General features: G+C 62.3%; 11 protein-coding genes. 7 read left to right on the top strand and 4 right to left on the bottom strand.

From position 1 onward, the window contains the following. Positions 1-27: 27 nt before the first annotated feature. The 4 genes from ESZ00_RS17900 to ESZ00_RS17885 all read right to left on the bottom strand — a co-directional run bounded on the left by ESZ00_RS17900 (position 28) and on the right by ESZ00_RS17885 (position 7,309). Positions 28-2,421: a hypothetical protein gene (locus ESZ00_RS17900; protein WP_129209783.1), complete on the bottom strand. Its 2,394-nt coding sequence runs from the start codon at positions 2,419-2,421 to the stop codon at positions 28-30. A 162-nt stretch (positions 2,422-2,583) separates the two neighbouring features. Then, the gene (locus tag ESZ00_RS17895) at positions 2,584-2,799 is read right to left on the bottom strand and encodes a hypothetical protein (RefSeq protein ID WP_129209782.1); all 216 of its coding nucleotides are present in this window, start codon (positions 2,797-2,799) and stop codon (positions 2,584-2,586) included. Between the two features lie 114 nt (positions 2,800-2,913). Next, entirely contained in the window at positions 2,914-4,923 is a 2,010-nt protein-coding gene (locus ESZ00_RS17890; protein WP_129209781.1) for an alpha/beta hydrolase family protein, read from the bottom strand. 427 nt (positions 4,924-5,350) lie between these two features. After that, entirely contained in the window at positions 5,351-7,309 is a 1,959-nt protein-coding gene (locus ESZ00_RS17885; protein ID WP_129209780.1) for a hypothetical protein, read from the bottom strand. 334 nt (positions 7,310-7,643) lie between these two features. Here ESZ00_RS17885 and ESZ00_RS17880 point away from each other — a divergent pair, with 334 nt between their 5' ends. The 7 genes from ESZ00_RS17880 to ESZ00_RS17850 all read left to right on the top strand — a co-directional run. Continuing rightward, the gene (locus tag ESZ00_RS17880) at positions 7,644-8,714 is read left to right on the top strand and encodes a Dyp-type peroxidase (RefSeq protein ID WP_129209779.1); all 1,071 of its coding nucleotides are present in this window, start codon (positions 7,644-7,646) and stop codon (positions 8,712-8,714) included. Then, positions 8,707-9,519 (top strand): family 1 encapsulin nanocompartment shell protein, encoded by an 813-nt coding sequence (locus ESZ00_RS17875; RefSeq protein WP_129209778.1) that lies wholly within the window; start codon positions 8,707-8,709, stop codon positions 9,517-9,519. Before ESZ00_RS17880 ends, ESZ00_RS17875 begins: the two co-directional genes overlap by 8 nt. Positions 9,520-9,861: 342 nt before the next feature. Next, positions 9,862-11,019 (top strand): epoxide hydrolase family protein, encoded by a 1,158-nt coding sequence (locus tag ESZ00_RS17870; protein WP_129209777.1) that lies wholly within the window; start codon positions 9,862-9,864, stop codon positions 11,017-11,019. Between the two features lie 646 nt (positions 11,020-11,665). Continuing rightward, positions 11,666-12,070, top strand: a complete 405-nt coding sequence (rpsL, locus tag ESZ00_RS17865) for a 30S ribosomal protein S12 (RefSeq protein WP_050059842.1) — start codon at positions 11,666-11,668, stop codon at positions 12,068-12,070. A 105-nt stretch (positions 12,071-12,175) separates the two neighbouring features. Then, on the top strand, positions 12,176-12,646 hold the full coding sequence (gene rpsG, locus ESZ00_RS17860) for a 30S ribosomal protein S7 (RefSeq protein WP_129209776.1): 471 nt from the start codon (positions 12,176-12,178) through the stop codon (positions 12,644-12,646). 106 nt (positions 12,647-12,752) lie between these two features. Beyond that, positions 12,753-14,834 (top strand): elongation factor G, encoded by a 2,082-nt coding sequence (gene fusA / locus ESZ00_RS17855; RefSeq protein ID WP_129209775.1) that lies wholly within the window; start codon positions 12,753-12,755, stop codon positions 14,832-14,834. Positions 14,835-14,920: 86 nt separating this feature from the next. After that, positions 14,921-15,056 (top strand): GTP-binding protein (locus tag ESZ00_RS17850; protein WP_240034496.1); only part of this gene is annotated, 136 nt, incomplete at its 3' end.

The raw sequence follows: 15,056 nt of genomic DNA, 5'->3' as shown, positions 1-15,056 counted from the left end.
TTTTCAGTTGGAGCGGTGAGCCACGGACTAGGTGGTAGAGCGCGGCTTGACGACCATCATCTGCACCGGAACCGCGGTCCCGGAAGGATTGACCAGGCCAGGGTTGATGGTCTTGGTGTCGGTGAAGGTCGAGGTGTTGACGAAGTGGACCAGGTTATCGCCGGTGGTGCTGACAAAGAAGAGCGACGCGTCAGGCGAGTAGATACCGGCGACCGGCGCCTCAGCCGAGCCGGAGAGCTGGAGGTAGCTGAGGGTTCCGGCTGCGCCCGAGGTGGTGGACGGCACGTAGTAGGGCAGCAGGCCTGAGGCCGAGCTGGCGGTATACGTGACGAAGGCCGAGGTGGAGTAAGGCGAGGACTCGATATCGGTGATCTCGGTCGGAGAGATCTGCGACATCGTCGTCTGGTTGAGCGTTGTGGTGAAGCTCAACGCATCGCCCGAGTAGGAGGGGCATGCGCCGGTCGGCACGGTGACGCCGATGTCGGAGAAGGTATTGTCCGAAGCGCTGGCGCCATAGATGTGCGCGCCATCGTTGCTGGCGCCGACCTTATCGGTCACCGCGTTGGCCGCAGTGCCGATCGAAGCCGCCGGGTAATAGACCGGGCTTGCGTTGGTATTGGGGCAGAAGCTATGCGCGGTGGTGGCGCTGCCGCCGGAGATGAAGGGGCCGACCGCCGGGATGGTCACGGCCACGCCTGTTCCGCAGAAGGGATCGTAGTTGCCGGTCACCAGCGAGCTGTTGTTATTCAGCGTGCAGGCCTGTGCGGCGCTGCTCAGCGTGAAGGTTCCGCTGTAGGTGCTCCAGCCGCTGTTGGCGTTGTGGACGAAGAGCGCGCCGGAGCCGCCGCTGTTGGACGCGCTGCAGCCCTGGCCGGCGGTGGTGCTGCCGCTGGGCACGCAGCCGACGATGTAGACATTCTTGCCGTCGGGTGAGAACTGAGCGCTGGTGGCTACACCGGCGATGCTCGTGTAGGACTCGCTCGAGACCGTGTACAGGTAGATCACGTCGCGGAGCTGGTCGTTGATGACCACCGTGGTCGAGTCGGGAGAGACAGCCAGCACCACACCCGGAACGTTGGTATTTTCCTGGCTCAGTGAGTTGGTCGAGGCCGAGTACTCCATCAGCTCGCGATAGCTGCCGAAGAAGAGGTTGGTGCCCGAGGCATCGGTCTTCATCGAGTTCGGAATATAGGGCAGCTTGACCGGCGAAGAGGGAGTGCCGTTGGTGAGGTCGACCTCGGAGAAGTATTGAGACTCGGTGGAGGCCATCCAGAGCAGGGTGCTGGACTGGCCGGTCGAGGTGAGGTCCAGGGTATTCGAGACCACAGGCATGCCGTTGCCGAGATAGCCGATCTGGTCGATAGGCGAGGGATTGCAGGTGGTCGGCTGGCAGATCGCGTTGACGGCGGCCTCCGAGGCATAGGTTGCCGTAACGACGCCTGCGGAGCTGACGGCGAGCTCTTCCGGCCGGGTCGAGGTGTAATCGAGCGTCAGACCGGTAAGCGAGGTGCCATTGGCATCCGCGATGGCCGCCGAGATGGTCAGCGGTGTGCTCGGATTGATGGTCGTGGAGCTGAGCGAGAGGTCGATGCTGGTCGGCGCGCAGGTGAAGAAGTAGCCGGCCGCGGCCGAAACGCTGGCCACCGAGGCGTTGACGACGGTCGAGCCGGGGAGCTCGGCGGTGGTCGCGCCGTTGGTGCCGGTTCCGGTGGAGCTCAGGTTATTGATGGTGACGACCGAGCTGGTGACCGGCGTATAGGTGATGGTGCCGATGTCGGCGGACGGAATCACCGTGCCATTCGGACCATAGACAAAGACGTTGGGATCGCTGCCCGTCGCCGTAAATGTGGGCCCGGCGTTGTTCTGAGAGACGCAGGAGGTCGGCAGGGTAGAGCCGGACGAGCTGGAGTCTGACTCATTGATACTGATCGATGAAATGGGCGGGTGAATGTAAACCGGGACGGTATTACTGGTGACGCCCGCCGCAGTGGCCGTGATCTCTACGACGCCGCAGGTGGAGGAAGAGCAGGTCTCGCTGGTGTAGCCGGAGGGCGGGGTGCAGATGGTGTAGTCGGCGATGCCGCCGGCGCTGTGGCGATTCCAGGTGCCGCCGCAGATGGCGCCGGTCGGGGAGATGTCCGCCAGGTCAAGATTGCTGCTGCCGTAGGTATAGCTGGAGACGGAGGCGCTGGCGCCTTTGCAGGTGGTCGCGGTCGGCGAGGTGATCTGGCCGGTCTGGCCCCAGGAGAGAGAGATGCCGGTGGTCTTCGGCTCAAGGTCGATTGCATAGACAGCCGTGGTCTTTGGACCATAGCCGAGGCCGTTGCAATAGTCGCCGGTCTGAGTCTGGCAACCTGAGATCGAAAGTCCTACGGGAAGAGCAAAGATGAACAGTGCTAAAAAGGCGAGAAACCGCTGCATGCAACCTCCCCGTCCGGGCGCTGGCGGCGCGGACGGTCTATACCAGCCGAAAGTGTCGAACCGTCCTTATTAGACTGAGGGTTCCACAGAAGTGTACCAAAGCAAATGGATGGAATCTGGAGGCGTAATGCAGCGGCATCAGCGGGCCGGAGCGGGAATGGGTCAAGTCTGTGACATGGGACCGCTTTCCGGTGCCTGAGGAAGATTTCCCGCGATCGTGCTGCGCAGATGGTGGATCTCCTCCTGCAGCTTGAGCAGACGGCGCTGCATGGCGTAAAACTCGTCTTCGATATCGAGGAAAGCCTGGTAAATAGTCGGTTCGTGAAGAGACAGGGAGCGGCGGATCAGGTCGAGCTTGTGGAAAGGTGCGTCGAGCACGGGGGAGCCTTTCAGCACAGAGTTCAGCCGTAGCTGGGTATTAGTTGATTTTGGGTAACAGGATCGACAAGGGAACCGCGCCGCTCCTGGGATGCTACGAGCGGCGCGGCAGGATTACTGGAGGTATTGGTCGAACCAGGTGAGTGCGCGCTCAAGAACGTCGACGCGATGCTCGGGGTTGACGAAACCGTGGCCTTCATCAGGATAAACGACCAGCTGGGTGGGGACATGCTGATCGCGGAGGGCGTGCCAGAATTCGAAGGACTGCGGAGCCGGGCATTCCCCGTCGCGGTCCCCGACGACCACCAGCGTGGGAGTTTTTACGTTTTTGATGAAGTTGATCGCCGAGCTCTTCGCGTAGACCGCCGGGTCGTCATAGACCGAGGCGCCGAAGAAGGGGATCATCCACTGGTCGATGGAGTTCTCTCCGTAGTAGCTCTGCCAGTTGGAGAGACCGGCTCCGGCGACGGCAGCATGGAAGCGGCCGGTCTGGGTGACGGCGAACATGGTCATGAATCCGCCATAACTCCAGCCGGTGATGCCGACCCGCTGCGGATCGATGGGGTGGGAGGCGGTGATGGCATCGACGCCGGCAACGATGTCGCGCAGGTCGCCGTAGCCGAAGTCCTTGCGGTTGGCCTGGGTGAACTTCTCGCCCTCGCCGAAGCTGCCGCGCGGGTTGGGCAGGAGGACAAAGTAGCCAAGCGCCGAAAAGGGCGCTGCGCCGAAGCCGGCTCCGGGCCAGCGGGGCATGTTCGCCGCCGAAGGCCCGCCATGGACATAGACGATGAGGCCGTACTTTTTTGCCGGGTCATAGTTGGCCGGATAAAGCAGCCAGCCATCGACGTGGAAGCCTTCGTTGGTCCAGGAAACCGCCTCGGATTTACCCCACGAGGGCTGGAGGCCGTCGTTGAGGTGGGTGATCTGGTGAAGGTCGTTGATCTCGCCGGCCCAGACCTCGGGCGGATGCGCGAAGGAAGATTCGATGAAGGCGATGGTGTTGTTGCTGGCGACGGAGATCTGCATCGACAGGCCGCCTGCGCCCACGGAAGCAGGGAGGGTGAGGTTGTATGCGGAGGATTCCTGCCGGGTATGGAGATCCCAGACGAAGAGGTGAGAGGCCGCATTCTTTGTTTCGGCAATACCGAGCCTGGAATCGTCGATCCACTGGAACCAGGCCGGGCTGGCCTCGCGATTCGGTGTCAGGTCGGTGGCGTCGCCGCCCGTGGACGGGATGCTGTAGATATCGCCGCCGGTCGAGCCCTGGTCGGACATGAGGCCGCCGATAAAAGCGATCTGCGTTCCGTCGGGTGAGAAGCGAGGTACGGCGATCTGCAGACCGTGGAGCGCGCCGGTCGTCGTGCTGGGGTCGAAGACGACCTTGGGCTGGCTACCCGGAGCCTGCGTAAACAGCTTCGCTACCCACCAGTTGTTCTCGCCCGGCGGAGGTGCTGCGACGTAGGTGAGCTGCTTCGCATCGTGGGACCAGCTGAACTCATAGACATGGAGATTTTCCGGCGTGAGATGGGTGAGGGCGCCGGTGGCGGCGTCAACTGCGGCCACGCGCTGCACTTCGAGACCCTCGACACCGATGACACCGGAGAAAGGCTTCATGGCGGCAAGAGCGCCGGAGGGCCGGGTCGCGCCTTCGACATAAAGGAAGGAGAGCGATTTTCCGTCAGGAGTGAACTCAAGCTCCTTGGCATAGCCGTTCAAGGCGGTGAGCTGGCGCGGTGCAGTGCTGGAGGCTGCGTCGTCGAGAAAGATGGCCGTCTTATGGTCAGGCGTGCACTCGGAAAAGAAAGCGAGAGACTTCGAGTCGGGCGACCAGGCGAGTCCGGACTCGGCGCCGCGCGCGCCTGGCTGGCAGGCTGTGACCATGCGTGGATGCCGGGTGTCGGTCAGAGGAGCGAGCTCGATGCGGCCGTCGTTCCAGGCGATCCACTGGCCATCCGGCGAGAGCGCGGTCTCACGGATGCTGTGAACCTGGGCAAGATCATGGAGCAGCGCGGGGATACGCGGATCGTGAGCCGGAGCGGCTTCGGCCGGTTTCTGAGTCTGGGCAAGAGCGGGAAAAGGCGAGGCGGAGAGCAGCGCCGCGGCCATCAGGCCGAGCGGGAGCATACGGCAAACGTTCATGGATGGGAATGTAGCAGAAAGGCTGCTGCGTGCAGGACTGGCCGTCCAGGCCTTTCGCCTTCGGCACCCGCTCCCGATGGTCGCGAGACGGGTGCAGGGGTTTTAGAGGTGAACTTAGTCCACTGGACTTAGTTTAATTGATGGGCGCTCGGCGGTGACCTACGCAAGCTTCTGTTGCTTGAGTGGGGGACAGAGTTTGAACCGGGTGCTCCACGCAACTCACGCTGTTCGAGGTGCGGGTTCGCAGGATGCTGGCGCGGGGTCCGTGCCTTCCCACCCAGGCGGAGCTTGGGTGGGGCACCCTTTTCTCTTCCACTCCATGCATCCCAGATCGCGACCAGCGGGAGCCGAAGGCCGAAGGCGGCTGTTCCATGCCATAGCCGTTCCATGCCATGGCCGGTCCGGGCCATGGTCAGTCCGGCTTTACTTCGGTGAGGCGGTAGTAGAGATCGGAATCCGGGCGGGACTGCAGAAACGCATACGCCTGATCGGGAGGCGGCGGAAGTTCGTCGTATCTCTCCGGCGGCTGCTTGGCCGAGTCGTAGATGTCCCGTTTTTTCTCGGAGGAGCGGCCGGCCAGAGAGAGGATATGGATGGCGCTGCGGCTGAAGCCTGCGAAATGCGGGTCCGGGAAGCTTTCCGCGAGCCAGGTGAGCGCGCCGGTCTCACTGTCGAGCACCGCCACGCGGTGGGGCACCGCCGGGGCGGGCGCGTAGGCAATCATGGCCACGTGGCGCCGGTCCCGGGAAATGGTGTCCAGGGAGATGGCATGGTCGAGCAGCCACTCGCCGTCGAGCGCCTGGGCGCCGCCCTGGCCCACCCCCTGACCCACCAACGAGCAGAGGAAGATCGCATACCCTCCCCACTCCTCGCGATCCTTGCGGAGAAACTCCCAGGTCAGCCGCCGGCCGTGCCGCAGTGGCTCGCTCTCATAGCGGACGGACGCTCCGGTGAGCGAAATCTTCTCGTCGATCGCGGTGGGAGGAAAGGGCTTTACCCCTCCGCTTCGCGAGCTGTCCGGCCACCAGGAGCTGAGCCGCCCGAAGCTGCCGCTGCTCAGGGAGAGCCGCTCGAGTTTGCCCGCGAGGATGAGCGCTTCGGCATAGAGCGCGGCCATCTTCTCCCGCTTCACGCTCGTCCGGGTGGAGTGGAGCGGGCTGCGCTTCGAAAGCTCGCGCCAGCCCTCGGCCTCGCTCCACACGCGGTAAGCCGCTTCCACGCCTTCTTCGGCGGTTGAGGCCTCGCAGGCGAAGGCCAGCCCGTCCGTGCGCCAGACAAACCACGAGGTGAGCTGGTGGGGCCAGACCAGCATGCCGCTGGGCTGGCCGTTCACGATCAGCTCCTTCTTCGGCGAGGACAGCGGCGCAAGAGGGTTTTTGAGCGCACGCAGGCTCGCCGGCATCCAGGGGTGCAGAGAGACCAGCGGAGCGCCTGCCGGCGCGTCTGGTAGTGTCCACGTCCCGGGATAGCGCTCGAGATGTTCCAGGTGCTTCCGTGCTAGCTTCAGGTCCACAACGTTCACCAGGGGATCGGCAGTGGCGTGGGCGGCCGCATAGGCGAGGATGTCGTCGATGCGAAGGGTGATGTTGGCGTTGTTCACGATCGGGCTGATTCTCCCGGTCACCGACTCGTTGTCGACCTGGTCGATCTCCCAGGGGATATTCCTGTCCTCGTCCCTGTAGACATGGAGCACATGCTCCTGCCGGTCGAAGAGGAGCAGGCTCCACTCGCCGCGCGAGGGGAGGGGCGCAACGAAATAGCGGCCATCGGGCGTAAAGCCGGTCGAGGAGCCGCAGCCGGTCAGCAGGCTGCCGTCGGGGAAAAGGTAGTCGCCGGTCACCGGACCTCCCATGGCGATCTCCGACTCGTAGAGGACGCGCAGGGTCTCGCCCTCGGGCGTGACCGGAAACTCCGCGCCCCAGGCGCTGGGCCCGGTGATCTCCGGGTCGGGCACGGGCTCGCGCCGCCGCGGAATGGACGCGGTCTCTGCCGGGCTCGCGGGCGCGGGTTTAGGCTTGCGCTCCGGGTTCCGGATGCCGCAGGCCTTCTTCCACCACTCATGCAGGAGGAGCAGCAGAATGAATACGGCGGTGCCGGTGAGGACCTGGAGGATTTTTTCCCCGGGAGGTCTTCCGTGGATCAAAAGCACGGCGCAGCGCGTCAGCGCGACATTGCCGCCGAGCACCCACATATCCAGCACCGAGACCTTGTGCCGGATGCGGTACTCGATCCATTCGCCCGCCAGCGCGAGGAGCAGGTAGGCAGGCGCGATCCGCGGCGGCACGACAAAGGCAAAGAACAGAGGAATGGCGATCTGCAGGCAGAGCAGGGCGAGCTCGAAAAGGAGCCGGGGGAGGCTTTTTTCTTTCATAGCGTTTCTCAGACTAGTTTGTATCCCCATAGAGCTGTTCTGAAACTAAAGAACGTACCCATATGGTTGTCATCCCGACCGGAGCGCAGCGGAGTGGAGGGACCTGCGTTTTTGCCGGTACCGGAGAAAACTGCAGGTTTCTCCACTCCGCAGGACGATGAAACTGTCCTGCTCCGGTCGAAATGACAGCCTTTTACGTTCGCTATAGGTGGATACAGCCTAGAACAGCATCCTTCGATGATTGGGGATCATAGATTGAGGCAATCTTGAAGAGCACGTAACGGCTATCGTCAAAGTGAGATGCGATACTCGGTGTGGAGTGACAAACAAGGATATGGGTACGTCCCCTGCAAATGACCCCGTGGTTCCCCAGGCCGTGGATTCGCCGCTGACGCGGGCGGCGATTTTCCTGGTGCTTTCCATTCGTCCGGACGATGAGGCGTATGCGCAGCTGCGCGAATTCTGCGCCGATCTTTCCAGCCTGATCCGCGCCATTGAATTTCGAGACATGGAGGCAGGGTTGACCTGCGTGGCGGGTTTCGGTTCCGAGGTGTGGGACCGGCTCTTCGGCGCGCCGCGTCCGGCCGAGCTGCATCCCTTCCGGGAGTTTCATGCCGGCAACCGCCATGCCGTGGCGACGCCGGGCGACATCCTCTTCCACATCCGCGCCAAGCGCATGGACCTGTGCATCGCGCTGGCCATCGAGCTGATGGGCCGGCTGGGCGATGCGGTGACGGTGGTCGACGAGGTGCATGGCTTCCGCTACTTCGATGCCCGCGATCTGCTGGGCTTCGTCGACGGTACGGAGAACCCTCGCGGCATCGCGATCAAAGAAGCGGCATTCATCGGCGACGAGGATCCGGCATTCACGGGCGGCAGCTACGTGATCGTGCAGAAGTATCTGCATGACATGAAGGGCTGGAACGCGCTTCCGACCGAGATGCAGGAGAAGATCATCGGCCGGCACAAGCTCTCCGACGTGGAGCTGCTCGATTCCGAGAAGCCTCCCTATGCGCACAACGTGCTGGCCAACATCAACGACGCAAACGGCGTGCAGCAGCAGATCCTGCGCGACAACATGCCCTTTGGGCGTCCGGGATACGGCGAGTTCGGCACCTACTTTATCGGCTACTGCCGTACGCCGCGTGTGACCGAGAAGATGCTCGAGAACATGTTCGTCGGCAACCCTCCGGGAACCTACGACCGGCTGCTCGACTTCAGCACGGCGGTGACCGGCAACCTGTTCTTTGTGCCCGCGGCCTCGTTCCTTGACGCCGTACAACCGGAAGCGCCGGAAACGGCAGAGACCGAGGCTTCGGCGGTGGCATCGACCGCGCCGGAGAAGGATGCCGGGCCTGCAGGCTCGCTCGGGATAGGATCACTGAAGGGAGAGAGCAATGAATAACCTCCATCGGGAGCTGGCGCCGATTTCTGACGCCGCATGGGAGCAGATCGAAGAAGAGACGCGGCGGACGCTGAAGCGCTACCTGGCCGGACGTCGCGTGGTGGATGTGCCTGCGCCGGGCGGCGTTGCCCTGCCGGGGGTGGGGACTGGTCACCTGAAGGCCATTTCGGCTCCGGCCGAAGGCATCGTGGCGCGGCAGCGCGAGGTAAAGCCGCTGGTGGAGCTGCGTGTGCCCTTCGAGCTCTCGCGCGAGACTATCGACGACGTGGAGCGCGGTTCGGAGGATTCCGACTGGCAGCCGGCCAAGGATGCGGCGAAGAAGCTGGCCTTTGCCGAAGATCGGGCGATCTTCAACGGATATAAGGACGCGAATATCCAAGGCATTCGGGAGGTGACCAGCAATCCCATCGAGAAGCTGCCTGCCGATGTGCGCGATTATCCTGACGCGGTGGCGCATGCGCTGAGCCAGCTGCGGCTGGTCGGCGTCAATGGTCCTTACTCCGTGGTGCTGGGCGCCGAGGAGTACACGGCGCTGGCCGAGACCCGCGATCACGGCTACCCGGTGCTCGAGCACGTGAAGCGCATCGTGGACGGCAACCTGATCTGGGCTCCGGCGATCGAGGGCGCCTTTGTGCTGACGACGCGCGGCGGGGACTTCGAACTCAATATCGGGCAGGATGTTTCGATCGGGTATTCGAGCCACAACGAGAAGACGGTGCAGCTCTATCTGCAGGAGACCTTCGTTTTCCGGATGTTTACCAGCGAAGCGGCAGTGGCGCTGTCACGGCCGCAGAAGAAAGCCTGATTCGTCTGTGTGCGACAAGGGCCGGATGCGTGAAGCGCATCCGGCCCTTGTCGCTTTTAGGATGTATCCACTTGTAGAAGGCGGACCGCAGGAAGGCCTAGGTTGTATCCGCATAGAGATGGTCTGAAAGTAAAGAACTTACCCATATCGTTGTCATCCCGACCGGAGCGCAGCGCAGTGGAGGGACCTGCGTTTTTGCCGGTACCGGGAGAACCGCAGGTTTCTCCGCTACGCAGGACGATAAAGCTGTCCTGCTCCGGTCGAAATGACAACCCTTTCTCGTGGTTCTATGTGGATACGTTCTATCGGCCGGTTGCGCACAGGGCGAGATAGGATCGCACTATGGAATCTCGTCTGGAAGCATGGATTCCGCCGTATTCTGCTGCCGCAGTGGCGGATCTCAGGGAGCGGCTTGCACGTACGCGCTGGCCGGAGACGCTGGAGGAGGCCGGATGGTCATCCGGTACCGACGCCGGCTTTCTCAAAGACCTTTGCCGCTACTGGGCTACGGAGTTCGATTGGGAGCAGGAGATCGAGCGGCTCCGGGCGTGGAATCACGGCCTCTACTTGGCAAAGGAGGGGCGGGTTCACTTCCTGCATGCCAGGGGTAACGGGCCGTCGCCGATGCCGCTGATCCTGACTCACGGCTGGCCTGGCTCTTTTCTGGAAATGCTGGAGCTGATCCCTCGCCTCACCGATCCGGCGGCTTTCGGTGGAGATGAGAGAGACGCCTTCGATGTGGTGGTGCCGTCGCTGCCCGGTTTTGGCTACTCGGATAAACCACGGCCGGCTGGGGTGAACTTCTTCCGCGTGGCGGAGATGTGGGCCGGCTTGATGCGCGAGCTGGGCTACGAGCGTTTTGCCGCCCAGGGTGGAGATCTGGGCGCGGGGGTGACCACGGCACTGGGACTTCGTCATGCCGAATGCCTGATTGGCATCCATCTCAATTTCATTTCTGGTTCCTACCGCCCGCACCTGCCGGAAGGCGCGGCGCTGAGCGAAGCGGAACAGCGCTTTCTGCGCGACGCCGCGGCCTGGTACGACGAAAACGGGGCGTATGCGCATATCCAGGGAACGCGCCCGCAGACTCTGTCCTATGGGTTGCATGACTCACCGGCCGGCCTCGCGGCCTGGATTGTCGAAAAGTTTCGTGCCTGGTCGGATTGCGGAGGCGATGTTCTCCGCTCCTTTACGCGTGATCGGCTGCTTGCGAATATCACGCTGTACTGGATGACGGAGAGCATCGGCTCGTCTTTCGGCATGTACCAGGAGGGGCGGCGGACACCGCTGCGCTTTGGCGCGGAGGACTTTGTGCGGGCTCCTTGTGGGATCGCATGCTTCCCGAAAGAGATTCTGTTTCCGCCGAGAGCGTGGGTGGAGCGGGGCTACAACGTGCAGCGCTGGACGGAGATGCCGCGGGGCGGTCACTTCGCAGCGGCAGAGCAGCCGGAGCTGCTGGCCGAGGATCTGCGCGCATTCTTTCGTCCTCTCCGGGGTTGATGGACATCTTTATGGCTTTATGGCTGGCCGGAAGGGTCATTTTGTGCCGGGCAGTGTTCCTTTGCGTGGAAAAGATGTGGGAAAGCATGAATTTTTATCTGCCGGTACCGCGATTTTATTGACGCCCCGGATTCCCATTGCTATTCTTAAAAGGTTCCACGAGTGTGCTTATTTTCCGTCTATGTATGGCGGCGAGTGAGACTCTCAGGTAGTAACCGTCACAGAAGCAGCCGGCAGCAAGTGGATCTCCGGCGCGGAATTTCTGTGAAGCCCCTGCCGGGGTACGAACGTAGGGCAGGGGTTGATCGCAGCACGGATCGCATGGATGCCTTCGACACCCGTCACCTTGGCGGGCTATGGGGGCCGGAATCAGCGAAACGGAGTTGGCCAGCTGGATGAGCCCGTTTTTTCAGGGTTCCGAGGCTGCGCTCGGCCACCGTCGGGATTCTTGTCAGGGATTGAAGGCTGGGATAGGGATAGGCGGGCGCAGTGGGCGGCTCCCCCATGTTTCGGATGTTTCCGGGCATGGATTGTGGGCCGGATATGCGAGAGATCCTGCGCGGCGGGAGTCGGTCGGGCTGCTCGATGGTGCCTGGAATTTGATTTTGGAAGTATTACATCGGTTTGGATTTGCAAGGAGTCTGGATTGCCTACATTCAGTCAGCTGGTAAGAAAGGGCCGTACGGCCCCGCGGTACAAGACGGCATCGCCTGCGCTGCAGGGTTCGCCGCAGCGTCGTGGCGTGTGCACGCGCGTTTACACCCAGACGCCCAAGAAGCCGAACTCGGCGCTCCGTAAGGTTGCCCGTGTGCGCCTGACGAACGGCATCGAAGTGACGTCGTACATCCCCGGCGAAGGCCATAACCTGCAGGAGCACTCGATCGTGCTCATCCGCGGTGGCCGTGTGAAGGATCTGCCGGGTGTTCGTTATCACATTGTTCGCGGCACGCTCGACTCGGTCGGCGTGGTCAAGCGTACGCAGAGCCGCTCGAAGTATGGCGCCAAGCGCGCCAAGGCCGGTGCTCCGGCCGCAGGCGGCAAGAAGAAGTAGGCGCTGCGCGCGCGGCGATAAGCTGCGCGCGGCGCTCCCGTTGGTCGCAAGCCAGCGGGTTGGCCAAAGAAACGAAGCTTAGTTTCAGAGAGAGATTGAAGATTTATGCCTAGAAAAGGTCATATCGCCAAGCGTGAGGTCGCTGCCGACCCGGTTTACAACTCGACGCTCGTGACGAAGTTTGTCAACTCGATGATGTGGGGCGGCAAGAAGTCGACCGCGCAGACGATCTTCTATACCGCGATGACGAACCTGGAAGCCAAGGGCGGCGCGGATGCGCTGACGCTCTTCAAGAAGGCCGTCGAAAACTGCAAGCCGCTGCTCGAGGTCAAGACGCGGCGTGTGGGCGGCGCGAACTATCAGGTGCCGATCGAAGTGAACCCCGAGCGCCGCACCTCGCTCGCGATCCGCTGGCTGGTCGGCTACGGCCGCGCCCGCGGTGAAAAGGGCATGATCGACAAGCTTTCGGCTGAGCTGCTGGACGCGGCGAATGGCCGCGGCGCGGCGATGAAGAAGAAGGAAGACGTTCATCGCATGGCCGAGGCAAACAAGGCCTTCGCGCACTATCGCTGGTAAGACTGGCCGTCCAGGCATAAGGCGCGCATCGCGCGCCCTGCCTGCATAGCAACTGGATTTCAACCTCGGGCCTGCGGTCCGAGAGAAGTAGAGAGAGAAGAATACCGTGGCTCGCCAAGTACCTCTTACTCGTTGCCGGAATATCGGAATCATGGCGCACATCGACGCCGGAAAGACGACGACCACCGAGCGCATCCTTTTCTATACGGGCATCACGCACCGTATCGGTGAAGTGCACGAAGGCACTGCGACCATGGATTACATGGAGCAGGAGCAGGAGCGCGGCATCACGATTACCTCGGCTGCCACGACCTGCAACTGGAAGGGCATCCGCATCAACATCATCGACACCCCCGGCCACGTGGATTTCACGGCCGAGGTGGAGCGCTCGCTCCGCGTGCTCGACGGCGCGGTTGCGCTGTTCGACTCGGTTTCCGGCGTGCAGCCCCAGACCGAGACCGTGTGGCGCCAGGGTGATAAGTACAAGGTTCCCCGCATCTGCTTTGTGAACAAGATGGACAAGGCCGGCGCGGACTTTGAGCATGTGATCGAGACCATCCGCAAGCGCCTCGGCGCCCGTGCGGTGGCCATCCAGATTCCGATCGGTGCCGAAGCCAAGTTCAAGGGTGTAATCGACCTCATCGAGATGCGCGCCATCGTATGGCACGACGAAACGATGGGTGCGGAATACTCGGTCGAAGAGATTCCGGCCGACCTGCTCAAGAAGGCGGAAGCCTTCCGTATGCAGCTGATCGAAACCGTCGCCGAGAATGACGACGACATGCTGCACAAGTTCCTTGAGGGTGAGACCCCGACGGTCGAAGAGCTGAAGAGCGCTTTGCGCAAGGCGACCATCGGCATGCACGTCTTCCCGGTCATGTGCGGTACGGCCTTCAAGAATAAGGGCGTCCAGACGCTGCTCGACGCGGTGGTTGACTATCTGCCCAGCCCGCTCGATCTGCCTGCGGTTCAGGGTATCGATCCCTCCGACGAGACGACGATTCTGACCCGTGAGACCTCGGACGATGCTCCGATGTCGGCTCTGGCGTTTAAGCTGATCAACGATCCGTTCGGCAAGCTGAGCTTCATCCGTGTGTACTCGGGCGTGCTCAAGACCGGCGACACCATCCTGAACCCACGCACCAACAAGACGGAGCGCGTAGGCCGCCTGGTGAAGATGCACGCCAACAAGCGTGAAGACATCACCGAGATCATGGCCGGCGACATCTGCGCGGTGGTGGGCCTGAAGGATATCAAGACGGGCGACACGCTCTGCGTGCCTTCCGCTCCGGTGGCGCTCTCGGCCATCACCTTCCCCGAGCCGGTCATCTCGGTTGCCATCGAGCCGAAGACCAAGGGCGACCAGGAAAAGATGGGCATGGCTCTGGCCAAGCTCTCTGACGAGGATCCGACCTTCAAGGTTCGCACGGATCAGGAATCGGGCCAGACCATCATCAGCGGCATGGGTGAGCTTCACCTCGAAATTCTTGTCGACCGTATGAAGCGCGAGCACAAGGTCGAGGCGAACGTGGGCGAGCCCCGCGTGGCCTTCCGCGAGACCATCCGCAAGGCTTCGGAAGCCGAAGGCAAGTACATCCGCCAGACGGGTGGTTCGGGTAACTACGGCCACGTCAAGATCCGCCTCGAGCCGAATGAGCCTGGCAAGGGCTTTGAGTTCATCGACGCGATCAAGGGCGGCGTGGTGCCGAAGGAATACATCAAGCCGACCGAGCAGGGTATCCGCGAGGCTCTCCTGAACGGCGTGCTGGCCGGCTACGAGCTGGTCGACTTCAAGGCGACGCTCTTCGACGGCAGCTACCATGACGTCGACTCGAACGAAATGGCCTTCAAGATCGCCGGTTCCATGGCGTTCAAGGAAGCAGCCAAGAAGGCAAGCCCGGTTCTGCTCGAGCCGGTGATGGCGGTCGAAGTGACCGTGCCCGAAGAGCACATGGGCACAATCATCGGCGACATCAACTCCCGCCGTGGCCGTATCGAAGGCATGGAGCACGTGGGCGGTTCGCAGGTTATCAAGGCGATCGTGCCGCTCAAGGAGATGTTCGGATACGTGAACGATATCCGCTCGTCGACGCAGGGCCGCGCTTCGTACTCGATGCAGTTCGCCCGCTACGAAGAAGCGCCGCGCATGATCTCGGAAGAGATCATCGCCCGCAACCAGGGCAAGTAAGCCTGGATAGGTTTTAAGATCGCGGGTCTGCCCGATGAGGGCAGGCCCGGAATGAATAACGGAAGCTCGAGAAGAGGATAAGGGAAATGGCGAAGGAGAAATTTGACCGGTCGAAGCCGCACGTGAATGTGGGAACGATTGGGCACATTGACCACGGCAAGACGACGCTGACAGCGGCGATCACGAAGGTGCTGTCGAAGCACAACCCGAACATCAAGTTCC

It is taken from the genome of Silvibacterium dinghuense (assembly GCF_004123295.1).
GTDB classification, from domain to species: domain Bacteria; phylum Acidobacteriota; class Terriglobia; order Terriglobales; family Acidobacteriaceae; genus Silvibacterium; species Silvibacterium dinghuense.
The sequence above is the reverse complement of the archived record's forward strand: the minus strand, read 5'-3'. Positions and strand labels throughout refer to the sequence as shown.

Excerpts from the sequence above, each read along its gene's own strand:
- ESZ00_RS17900 (WP_129209783.1), bottom strand. The coding sequence starts at position 2,421 with ATGCAGCGGTTTCTCGCCTTTTTAGCACTGTTCATCTTTGCTCTTCCC.
- ESZ00_RS17890 (WP_129209781.1), bottom strand. The coding sequence starts at position 4,923 with ATGCTCCCGCTCGGCCTGATGGCCGCGGCGCTGCTCTCCGCCTCGCCT.
- ESZ00_RS17885 (WP_129209780.1), bottom strand. The coding sequence starts at position 7,309 with ATGAAAGAAAAAAGCCTCCCCCGGCTCCTTTTCGAGCTCGCCCTGCTC.
- ESZ00_RS17880 (WP_129209779.1), top strand. The coding sequence starts at position 7,644 with ATGGGTACGTCCCCTGCAAATGACCCCGTGGTTCCCCAGGCCGTGGAT.
- ESZ00_RS17875 (WP_129209778.1), top strand. The coding sequence starts at position 8,707 with ATGAATAACCTCCATCGGGAGCTGGCGCCGATTTCTGACGCCGCATGG.
- ESZ00_RS17870 (WP_129209777.1), top strand. The coding sequence starts at position 9,862 with ATGGAATCTCGTCTGGAAGCATGGATTCCGCCGTATTCTGCTGCCGCA.
- rpsG (WP_129209776.1), top strand. The coding sequence starts at position 12,176 with ATGCCTAGAAAAGGTCATATCGCCAAGCGTGAGGTCGCTGCCGACCCG.